This is a genomic window from Vibrio pectenicida, from assembly GCA_024347015.1.
Classification (GTDB): Bacteria; Pseudomonadota; Gammaproteobacteria; order Enterobacterales; family Vibrionaceae; genus Vibrio; species Vibrio pectenicida.
On record AP024889.1, the window covers coordinates 1,829,408 to 1,840,430 of the forward strand.

Consider the following 11,023-nt stretch of genomic DNA (forward strand, 5'->3'; position numbering starts at 1 on the left):
CGGTGTAGCATTTATTGATGTTGATGTTAGTTCTAAAGACAAACAGACTTTGATATCGAAATTCAGAGTCTCTACTCATAGTTGACAACAATAATAGACGACCGCCGTCATAGTTTGAGTGTAGCTAAGAGTATTACTTTCTTAATTAGCACAAGTTACGGTTTTCATTCCAGTTACTTTATTAGATAATCGCGAACTAGGACATATTAAGAACGATACTATGGAGTTTATCCGTGTACAAAAAATACATCACGATTTTGATGTTATCGGCTTCTGCTTATACAAATGCCAATAACTACGAAACTCCTAAGACTATCGAGCTCTCATACACGGCAGAAAACGCACAAGATTATAGCCTTTTCGACAACTCATACTCATACCACTCCCTTAGCACCTATAACTTAGGCCTAACTGAGAGTAATTTAAAACTTGAGGAGCCTGAATTACCTAAATATCTCACGGTACAAAGTGAAAAAGACTGGGGCTATCTTAAAGGTCAAACATACACTATTTTGGGTCTCAGTGTTGCGACAGTAGGCTTAATGACATTACTCCCTGAATCCATTACCAAGTGGGATGAAGAGGATCGGGATTTAAGTGGCCTAGGTTCTAAATGGAAAGATAATGTCACTTCAGGGCCAAAATGGGACAGAGACGACCACTTTCTTAACTATGTCATGCATCCCTACTTTGGCGGCGTTTACTACACAGCAGCTCGTCATGCTGGTTTTAATGAATTCGAATCTTTCCTCTACTCTGCTACATTATCCACTTTCTTCTGGGAGTACGGCGTTGAAGCATTTGCTGAAGTACCTTCATGGCAAGATATTTTTATCACGCCTTTCTTTGGCGCCGTTGTAGGCGAGATGATGTTTGGTGCCGAGCAAGACATTGTCGCCAATGGTGGTGAAGTCTGGGGCTCTGAAACAATGGGTGGCGTTACCTTGTTCTTCCTTAACCCTGTTGGCCACATCCATGGTTGGGTTAGCAACGCATGGGGCGGCTCAGCTGAATTCCAATTCAACACTAAACCTTGGTTTGGTAATCAAGATGTTGCTAAATTTGCCCTAGATTCAGGCGCTAGCTACGACGATCTTTTTTATGGCGTCGAAATGAAGATTACTTTTTAGAAATAACTTCTATTTGTAAGCTTGGTTGCGCTTCAAGCAGGCTTACACCAACACCTTTATTTATCTTTATCACAGGGGCCTTCGATCCTAGGTGACCAATCCTCCACAACACCATCACTTATTCTTCGATCAACTAATTTTTTCCATGATTCGACCAAAGGTAATTGTGCCAATTTTTGTAACTCTGACGTTTCAAGACAGCCCTCAAAAATTACACTCATAATCCTAGCAAGCGACCATTCTGGATAGGGTCTATCGCACAATATGATGTCGTCACCTTGCCCAATATCTCCCTCTTGCAGCACTCTGAAGTACCAACCTGTTCGTAATGAGTCTTGTAACCGCTTTGCCATATCGTTTTGGTCAAAGCGTACGTTCAATTTCCAACAAGGCATTCTGCCCTGAGAAACCTCTAAAAGCGTTGAGCCAATACGTACTATATCTCCTAGACACATGTCTTCTTCGGTAACACCGACGGAACTTATGTTCTCACCAAACGCCCCAATATGGCGAAAAACATCCCGCTCACCGAGCTCTTCCACCCACTGGTTATAATGCTCAGTAGGGTATATGTGGAGAGCCTTTTCTACTCCACCGTGGAAACGTAAGTCTCCTTGCTCATCACCATTAAGCCCCAAAAACGAGACGGATTGACGCCCATCAACAACTTTCTTATCAATTGCGCTTTTTGAACCATGAGCAAACGACACTGCCTTACCTGTCAGCACAGATTTTACTTTCCCTGAACTTTTCATAGTCTCCTCGAAAGAAGTTGCCTAATTTCAGCTATGTGGAACCAATTGGTAGACAGGCAATGCAGCAAGCAATTCAACACTGTCTCCAGTACTTTTAAGATAACGAATTTCATGATCTGAATAGAAAGCTTTTAACTGATACCCTTCTTCTGAAGGAAACTTCACTATCAGTAACTCTAAATGTCTCTCTCTTTTGTTTTTATCTATATGTTCGATGTTCACACTAAAAAGTAGTTTTTCTTGCTGGTATATATCTACCCGATATCTCATATCAATGACAGTCCTTCTGCAAATATTTTTCTATCAATCCATCGAGAAACCATTTTTTAACAACCAATACTCAAAATAACCCGGCCCCTCAAATGACTCATGGATAACAAAATGAATATGCATAGCCTCTCCTGTGATAGTTAGTGATACTATGCTAACCTCACTCATCAATGACGGGATAAAGACAAAAAGACATTTTATAATGCCAAACCGCCAAAATGAGCCACAGACATATCAGCAATCGGCCAACGAAATTATCGCTACTCAGCCAGACGCACCAGTGCTGGTAAAAACAATACAAATGACCAAAGGATATGTAGACAAAATGCATAGCCACAATTGGCATCAAATCATTTTTCCGATTAAAGGGTTACTGCAAACACAGTCCGATAACTATCAATACCTGCTGCCTCATACTTCAGCTTTGTTCGTACCGGCTACTCTAGATCATGAATCTATTGCTTTATCTGACACGACTTTCATTGGCATTTATATCAACCCTGCGTTTAGCAGAAACTATAAAAACAGGCTAAGGACCTTATATCTAACGCCCTTTCTCAAAGAGCTTCTACAAAAAATACGTAGAACATACTCATATACAAATATGCACGAGAAGATACTTCGATTACTCGATGTATTACACGATCAAGTTTATACAGATGAAGTGATGACGTTTCAGTTGCTATTGCCCCATGATAGACGGCTAAGATTTATCTTTAACCAACTCTCAGAAAAACCAACGTTAGACTGGTCCCTGAAAATTTGGGGAGATAAAGTTGGCGCTTCAGAGCGAACCTTGTCTCGGCTATTTTTTAAGGAGTTCAACACCTCATTTCCACGCTGGCGACAACACTTAAGACTTATATACTCTCTGCCATTATTAGACGAAAAGCTACCCATCCAAGTTATTGCAGACAACATTGGATACAAGAATGATTCTTCCTATATTAAAGCATTTAAGTCCTATTTTGATCTCACGCCACAACAATTTAGACTCAATAAAAACCACCAATATTGCGAGCTTTGATATGTATCCTAGTTAAGCTGAATAGTAAATTACCCTTCAATTCATCTAAGAAATAACCATTGAGCATTTAAACCAGGTAGAATAAAACATTAGATAAAACTCTGTGACTTCATTGTCCAAATTCTTTGACAATGAAGTCACACATACGTGAAGCAAGGATTTGGTGAACTTCTTGGCTAGGATGAACTTGATCATGAAATACATGCCGATGTGCCGGATCAAATGTCTGGCTACTCCCTTTAAATCCAAAGTAGCGCCGTAAATCAACATAACCAGCTTGCTCTTCTGTTACTGTGTTATATCCGACTTTATGAGCCACTGTAACAAGCTTGCTCAACTCGCCACCAAAGTCAAAAAACTTTATTGCTACTCTCTTTTCTTCATATTTCTCGTTCATCTCATTTAACATAGCTTGCATTGCTGTATTATGTTCATAAGAAATATTAGACATCGTATCTTGATAATCTTGCCCTTTTCTCTGGGCTAAAGCGGTCTTTGATAAATCAGGCACCCCGGTGACTAGAATATGTCTTACCCCTTTCTGCTCAACTAATTTTGTTATTTGATTTCTGTAGCAATTCAACACTTTTCTAATATCCCTTTTTGAAAAGGTCATATAATCGTTAGCACTGAGCGATAGCACCACCATATCTCCTTCCTTAAATCCTTCCTTTTTTTCATGCTTTCGGATTTGCCGACTCATATGGGAAATAAGAATAAACGTAGGGTCCAGCTTTGAATAACGTGCCGTGACTGCCCCACCCTCTGCATAATTGAATAATTTGAAGTTATCGCGCACATCTTTATCTTTGATATGTTTTTTTAAGTAGGCATCTGAGGATATAAAATCTGGCCAAACAAACCCATTCGTAAAGCGCCCTTCATGGTACTGCCTCGAAGACAGCATAATACCCAACGTCTTTGACTTCATACGTCCATGTGAATCCGATAGGCTATCACCGATAACCACTAAGCGCTTTATACCATCTAATGATTTACTTTCAGCGTGTTTTTTAAGCGCTGCTGTTTCTTGATGATCACGTATCGCAAGTTCATACGCTTGGCTCTTTGAAGCTGATTTATCGGGCGAAGTAATGTTCAATAATTCTGGCTGTATAGGTTTATGGCTACTCTCAGGCAAAATCTCTAACTTAAAGGATGGTAGAGAAGCAGAGCGGCTTTTACCGTGCTCCGATGCTTGTGAAACAGACAAAACCTCAAGTTTTCTCTCAGCTAAGTTCTTATTATAGAGTGGTGAAATAAAAACTCTTCCTAGTGCCGACAACTTCATATCATCATCCTTAATTGAAATTTAACAATTAATTTACATTGCCAATTCCAATGTAAATATCACCAGAAAAATCATGAAAATTCTTACCAAAATCAGATCAATCATTTATCTAGTTAAGTGGTGTGATATATATCTTTATTAGACGGCGTTTTTGTCAAATAAGATAAATTCGACTTCAAATATTGATCTAAATCAACCCCCACTTGCGAGCGACTTCTACAATCAAACTATATAGATAAGATAGGTTGTTACTCAGGTGGTTTTATGAACAGTATCTTTATCGTCAGTTTTTCAGGGAAGGCAACACCTGCAACAATCAGGCAGCTCGCTAGTATTACCCATGAACAGGGCGGAAAGTGGCTTGTAAGTAAAGTGAACTTTATTGAAAATCAAGTTGCTGCTGTAATAAAAGTAGAATTACCACAGGAAAACGAAGAGTTAGTTAAAAATGCTTTTTGTAATAACAAGGACCTGCTTGTTAAGTTTAGTGAATCTAAAAACCACGACCACAATATTGAAACCACCTATAAACTACGTTTAGACTCTACCGACCGACCTGGTATCGTCAACGAAATTAGTCATACGCTTGATAAACAAGGTATCAATATATTGGATATGGATTGTCAACGGGTTTTTATTGCAGATGGCGGTGGAGTAAGTTCAAGCTTGTTCACCTCTACTATTACTATTAGGATTCCTAAAAATATTATCATCGATGATGTGGTAAAAGATTTGGAAGCCCTTAGTGTCGAAATTCGTGTCATTGTTGAATCATAACTAGGGTAGCTCTATACTGCTACCCATTATATTTAAGCTTATTTTACACTCCACTGTGATAGAGAGCGCTTAAAATCTGAGTAATCAAACTCATTAAGCGTTTGGAGCTGACCATTTGAACGCTCACAATACACAGAGGGCATTCTCAAGCCATTAAACCAGTTAAGCTTTACCATGGTGTATCCAGCACTATCTATAATGTGTAACCGCTGGCCAACATTAAGTGGCTGATCAAAATTGGCAATACAAAACTGATCGCCTGCAAGACATGAACATGACCCAATCACATATTCATAAATACCACTCTTTGAAGCTTCCCGAACAGATGCAGGTTCATTGTAAATCAGGGTATCTAAGCGGTGTGCTTCTGTTGCTGAGTCAACGATAGCCGTTTTCATACCATTCTCAACAACATCAACCACAGTCACGACCAAATCAGTTGTATTGGTAATTATCGCCTCACCTGGCTCTAAATAAACTTGTATATCATGCCTTTGTGCAAAAGCTTTAAGAGCTAGACCTAGCTTTTCAATATCATAACCCGGCCATGTAAAGAATACCCCCCCGCCTAAACTAACCCAAGATAGCTCATCTAGATATTGGCCAAACGTTTTAGAGACTGAATCTAGTAAACCAATGAAAGCATCCACGTCTTTGTTCTCACAATTCATGTGGAACATTACGCCATCTATACTTTTAAAAACTTCGGGGTTTATATGATCCGACTGCACACCTAAACGAGAAAACTGCCTTGCTGGATTCGCCAAATCCTGACCTGCATAACTAACACCTGGATTGATTCGAAGGCCAATTGACGTCTTACTTTCAACAATATGATGATAAGCAGCTAACTGACTATGCGAATTAAAAATCAGCTTATCACAAATGTCTACCACCTCACGAACATCATCCTCGCTGTAACCCACACTATAAGCATGCGTTTCTCCACCAAATGTCTCATGTCCGAGCTTTACTTCATAAGGACCAGAACTGGTAGTGCCATCTAAATATGGTTTAATGATGTCAAAAACACCCCAAGTTGAAAAACATTTAAGAGCCAATACCAATTTAACGCCCGATATCTCTTTTAGTTTCTTGGCATGTTCTAAATTCTCAATCAATTTAGCTTCATTGATAATAAAATAAGGTGTTTTTAATTCACTTTTTTGCATTTCTAATTACCATAGAATCGAATAAAGCCGATAACTAATTACCGGCTTTGGGGTAAATAAATGGGGCTTGGAATTATTTCAAAATTTGAATATCTGGCTGCCCAACTTCCAATTCCTGAACATGCCAATCAAGACCAATCTCAGGCATGGATTCCAAAAATGGATCAGGATCAAGTTGCTCCATATTAAACACGCCCTTATCTGCCCATTCACCACGGAAAAACTGTAATGCGGCTGTAATCGCTGGCACACCTGTCGTATAAGAGATTGCCTGATGTTCTACATCCTCATACGCTACTTGGTGGTCAGCATTGTTATAAATGAACACGCTACGTTCTTTACCATCCTTATTGCCTTGTACCCAAGTACCGATACACGTTTTTCCTATATATCCAGGAGCAAGAGATGTCGGATCTGGTAGCAGTGCTTTTAGAACATGTAACGGCTGAACACTAGTTCCATCATGTAAGGTCAGTGGCTCAGGGCTTAGCAACCCAATATCTCGCATACAGTTAAAATAATTCAGGTATTGATCACCAAAGCCCATCCAGAACTCAATCCGCTTAGCGGGTATGAACTCTTGCATTGATCTCACTTCATCATGAGCCATAGAGTAAACTTTATGCTTACCAACTAATGGGAAATCAAACTCTAACATTCGAGAGTGACAAGGAACTTGCTTCCACTGTTCATTTTCCCAATAGAAAGAGTCACCTTGAATTTCCAGCATGTTAGTTTCTGGATCGAAGTTAGTAGCAAACTTTTTACCATGATCGCCAGCATTTACGTCCATAACATCAATCGTATCGATCTCATCAAACAAATGCTTCATTGCATATGCTGCAAACACCGAAACAACACCTGGGTCAAAACCTGCCCCCAAAATCCCAGTGATTCCTGCCTCAACAAACTTCTCACGGTAACCCCACTGCCAATCATAAGCTTGCGGTACTTGCTGCCCTTCAGAACATAAATCTACGGCAACAGATGTATCTAGGTAAGACACCTTTGCTTGATAACAAGCCTCCATAATCGTCATATTAACCCAAGGAGGACCAGCATTAATAACCAAGTCTGGATTGACTTCTTGAATTAAAGTAACGAGAGCATCTACGTCGTCTGCATTGACTGTACGCGCTGTAAGTTTTTTATTTGGATCTTGTAAGTTATTTTTCTTATCAATTGAAGCAATGATTTTTTCACACTTACTCACCGTTCGTGAGGCAATCGTAATATCGCCCAACACCTTATTATTTTGCGCTGCTTTGTGTGCTACTACCCAGCCAACACCACCTGCACCAATCTGTAAAATTGCCATAATTTTCTATTACCTAAGTTATACTAGTTCATTAGCTAGTTTATTAATTTTTGAAATTAAAGATTCAAAGTCGGACATAACTAAACACGGATTTAGAATCGTAAACTTGAGTGCTACTTTGTCATCAACAATAGTTTCACCTAATACAGCGACACCACGAGTTAAAGCCTCTAGTCGTACAACTTTATTCAACTCATTTAAATCTGCGGAGCTTTTATTGCTGACTCTAAATAACACGGTCGACAATAATGGCTTAGATAGAAGTTCTAAGTTTTCTTCTCGGTTAATTAACTCTGCAACCATCTGAGTTTGCTCTAGAAGATGGTCATACATAGCTCCTAGCGTGTCAGGGCCAACATTTTGCATAGTCATAAATACTTTCAGCGCATCAAATCGTTTCGTCGTTGCAATTGATTTGTCGACCAAGTTTGGTAACTCGTCATGCTCTCGATTAAGGTAGTCAGCATGATGAAGTAAGTACTTAAAATTAGCCTTATCTTTAACCAATAAAGAACCACAACTTATGGTTTGATAGAATAGTTTATGAAAATCAACACTTACAGAATGTGCTCGTTCAATACCCGATAAACGCTCTTTGTGACTACTTAAAATAAGAGCCCCTCCATAAGCGCCATCAACATGCATCCACATTTGGTGACTTTCAGCTATATCTGCAATAGCATTCAAATCATCAATTGCACCATGATCAGTCGTACCCGCCGTACCCACAATAGCAAATGGGATCAGGCCATCCGATTTTGCCTCTAAAACTACTTTTTCTAGTTGGGTGATATCCATGGTGCCATCTGGAGTTGTTACTACGGTCAAAATAGATTGCTCGCCAAGCCCCATCCAAGATGCTGACTTATGTACGGTAAAATGCGATTTATCCGAACAAATAATTCTCAGTTTGTCTGCATAATCAGGAAGCCCAAGTTGACGAACTGAATGGCCAGATACTTTGTCCGCAATCCAGTCACGAGCCAACATTAAGCCCATTTGATTACTCTGAGTCCCACCACTGGTGAAAACACCATCAGACTCTTCACCCAATTCATATTTATCACAAAGCCAGCTAATCACTTTCTGTTCGACATAAGTTGCAGCTGGAGCCTGATCCCACGAGTCCATAGACTGATTCAATGAGGCAATGATCGTTTCCGCCACTACTGAAGACATTAATGGAGGAGTATGAAGGTGAGCAATACAATTGGGGTGCTGAGTAAAAATTGAATTCTTAGCAACAAGTTCAGCAGTATGGCCAATTACATCAATCAAAGTTGATTGTTGGTTATTAAGATCAACAGCGTTGATCTCTTGCTCAAGTCGCTGGGGATCGATACCAGAATATGGCGCACTAACCTTCTCAAACACTTTTTTCATCGTCGCATTAGTATGATTCATGACTTTAGTAAATTCGTCATTCTCTAATTCGCCAGAACCAGTCTGAATAAAGTATTTCTTCCAGCTTTGATTGAACTCTTTCGTATGCTGATTTTTACCGCCAGATGCGAGAATAGCTTCCTCAAGAACACGCAAAGCAAAGTCAATCTGTTCAAAAGTAATGATTAATGGAGGCAGGAAGCGGATGACTGAGCCATCGCGTCCACCTTTTTCAACCATTAACCCTCTTTCAAGTGCAGCTCGCTGAATAGCTAAAGTGAGATCTCCATCTGATGCGGGTTCACCAAATTTGTTTCGCTCTTGATTTGGTTTGCAAATTTCAACACCCAACATTAGACCTTTACCGCGTACATCGGCAATACAACTGACACGCTTTTGGATATGTTCCAAGCCTAAACGTAAATATTGACCTGCAATATTGGCATGCTCAACAAGGTTATCTCGTTCAATAATTTCAAGCGCTTTAGATCCTGATACCATAGCTAATTGATTGCCACGGAAAGTCCCCGTATGTTCACCGGGCAGCCAAGTATCATATTTTTTATTTATTACAAGCAAAGACATGGGTAAACCTCCACCAATTGCTTTCGATAAACACAGAATATCAGGGACTATCTCTGCCTCTTCAAAAGCAAAGTTGTAACCAGATTTACCAACTCCACATTGGATTTCATCAAAAATCAGTAGAATATTATGCTCGTCACAAACTCGACGAAGCTCTTGTAGCCAGAATACAGGAGCTGGAATAACGCCACCTTCACCTTGAACAGGTTCGACAATTATAGCTGCAGGCTTCATAATCCCAGCCTCATCATCGCTCAATAAACGTTCAATATAACGAATGCCAGCTCGCGCACCCTCATCACCTCCCAAGCCAAATGGGCAGCGCAAATCATATGGAAATGGCATAAAGTGGACATCAGACATCAAACCTGTTCGGCGAGCTTTGGTATCTAAATTGCCCATCATTCCCATAGTACCATTCGTCATCCCATGATATGCACCACGGAAAGAAAACATGGTATTTCTACCCGTCGTTTGTTTAGCCAGTTTAATCGCCGCTTCAACAGCATCGGCACCTGAAGGGCCACAGAACTGAATAACACAATTTTCTCCCAATTTTTGAGGAAGAAAGCGTTTTACTGACTGGATAAAATGTGTCTTTACTTGGGTAGTAATATCCAGAGTCTGATAAGGAAGGCCTGAATCAAGCTGATGTTTTAGTGCTTGATTAATCTCTGGATGGTTGTAGCCAAGAGCAAGCGTACCAGCACCCGCTAAACAATCTAAGAAGATCTGTCCTCGGGTATCTTCAACAAGTGCGCCATAGGCTTGCCTAATTGCAATAGGCAGACGACGAGGATATGAACGTACCGCAGATTCATGATCCTCTTGCTCCTGTAAAATAGTATCTAGAGTGAGATCATAGACTCCGTTAACAGCTGGAATTTGTGACAAAAATGGGGTTGCGATATTGTTATTATTCAACGAATTATCGACTTCAAAGGCAGTGCTCATAACTAGCTCCTTCGATATTCTGTATATCCTCTATAATCATAGAGCGGAATAACAGATACAGTGATCTCTTCGCATCAGATCCATCAAATGACGACAATGCGAATGTATTCCATCGTTTAGATGGGCTGTAGTTTATCGAGAGACAATCAAGGTTCAGTAATGCTACTGTTTTGTAATACAGGGCATTGAGGAAGAACAAAGCTGATTAGTGCGTGTTTTTTATGTGTGTTCAATGTTGGGTTTCCCATCAACATGCCGCGTTGGCGACAATAGTATCCCGTCTATCGACAAAAGAACTTGTCGATACCTACCCTACGCGATAAACACTCAGCCTGAATATTTACCACGCGTATCCCCCAGT

The 11,023-nt window shown here is 40.0% G+C and carries 9 protein-coding genes; 3 read left to right on the forward strand and 6 right to left on the reverse strand.

All coding sequences use genetic code 11. The features are described from left to right. Positions 1–233 precede the first annotated feature (233 nt). On the forward strand, positions 234–1,130 hold the full coding sequence (locus OCV27_RS08650) for a DUF3943 domain-containing protein (RefSeq protein ID WP_125320820.1): 897 nt from the start codon (positions 234–236) through the stop codon (positions 1,128–1,130). Between the two features lie 56 nt (positions 1,131–1,186). Here OCV27_RS08650 and OCV27_RS08655 read toward each other — a convergent pair whose 3' ends face one another. Then, positions 1,187–1,885: an MOSC domain-containing protein gene (locus OCV27_RS08655; RefSeq protein WP_125320819.1), complete on the reverse strand. Its 699-nt coding sequence runs from the start codon at positions 1,883–1,885 to the stop codon at positions 1,187–1,189. A gap of 27 nt (positions 1,886–1,912) precedes the next feature. Further along, the gene (locus OCV27_RS08660; RefSeq protein ID WP_125320818.1) at positions 1,913–2,155 is read right to left on the reverse strand and encodes a hypothetical protein; all 243 of its coding nucleotides are present in this window, start codon (positions 2,153–2,155) and stop codon (positions 1,913–1,915) included. Positions 2,156–2,357: 202 nt separating this feature from the next. On the opposite strand from OCV27_RS08660, the gene OCV27_RS08665 reads away from it, so the two are divergent. After that, positions 2,358–3,182, forward strand: coding sequence for an AraC family transcriptional regulator (locus OCV27_RS08665; RefSeq protein ID WP_125320817.1), 825 nt, complete (start codon positions 2,358–2,360; stop codon positions 3,180–3,182). A gap of 109 nt (positions 3,183–3,291) precedes the next feature. Here OCV27_RS08665 and OCV27_RS08670 read toward each other — a convergent pair whose 3' ends face one another. Further along, positions 3,292–4,473: an SGNH/GDSL hydrolase family protein gene (locus tag OCV27_RS08670; RefSeq protein WP_125320816.1), complete on the reverse strand. Its 1,182-nt coding sequence runs from the start codon at positions 4,471–4,473 to the stop codon at positions 3,292–3,294. Between the two features lie 264 nt (positions 4,474–4,737). Here OCV27_RS08670 and OCV27_RS08675 point away from each other — a divergent pair, with 264 nt between their 5' ends. After that, positions 4,738–5,250 carry a glycine cleavage system transcriptional repressor gene (locus OCV27_RS08675; RefSeq protein WP_125320815.1) on the forward strand — a complete coding sequence of 171 codons (513 nt, stop codon included), beginning with the start codon at positions 4,738–4,740 and terminating at the stop codon, positions 5,248–5,250. Positions 5,251–5,288: 38 nt separating this feature from the next. Here the strand turns inward: OCV27_RS08675 and nspC are convergent, their stop codons facing one another. The 3 genes from nspC to OCV27_RS08690 form a co-directional block, all read right to left on the reverse strand. After that, on the reverse strand, positions 5,289–6,422 hold the full coding sequence (gene nspC, locus OCV27_RS08680; protein ID WP_125320814.1) for a carboxynorspermidine decarboxylase: 1,134 nt from the start codon (positions 6,420–6,422) through the stop codon (positions 5,289–5,291). A gap of 73 nt (positions 6,423–6,495) precedes the next feature. Then, positions 6,496–7,740 carry a carboxynorspermidine synthase gene (locus OCV27_RS08685; protein WP_125320813.1) on the reverse strand — a complete coding sequence of 415 codons (1,245 nt, stop codon included), beginning with the start codon at positions 7,738–7,740 and terminating at the stop codon, positions 6,496–6,498. Between the two features lie 18 nt (positions 7,741–7,758). After that, on the reverse strand, positions 7,759–10,662 hold the full coding sequence (locus OCV27_RS08690; RefSeq protein ID WP_125320812.1) for a pyridoxal phosphate-dependent class III aminotransferase: 2,904 nt from the start codon (positions 10,660–10,662) through the stop codon (positions 7,759–7,761). Between the last annotated feature and the right edge of the window lie 361 nt (positions 10,663–11,023).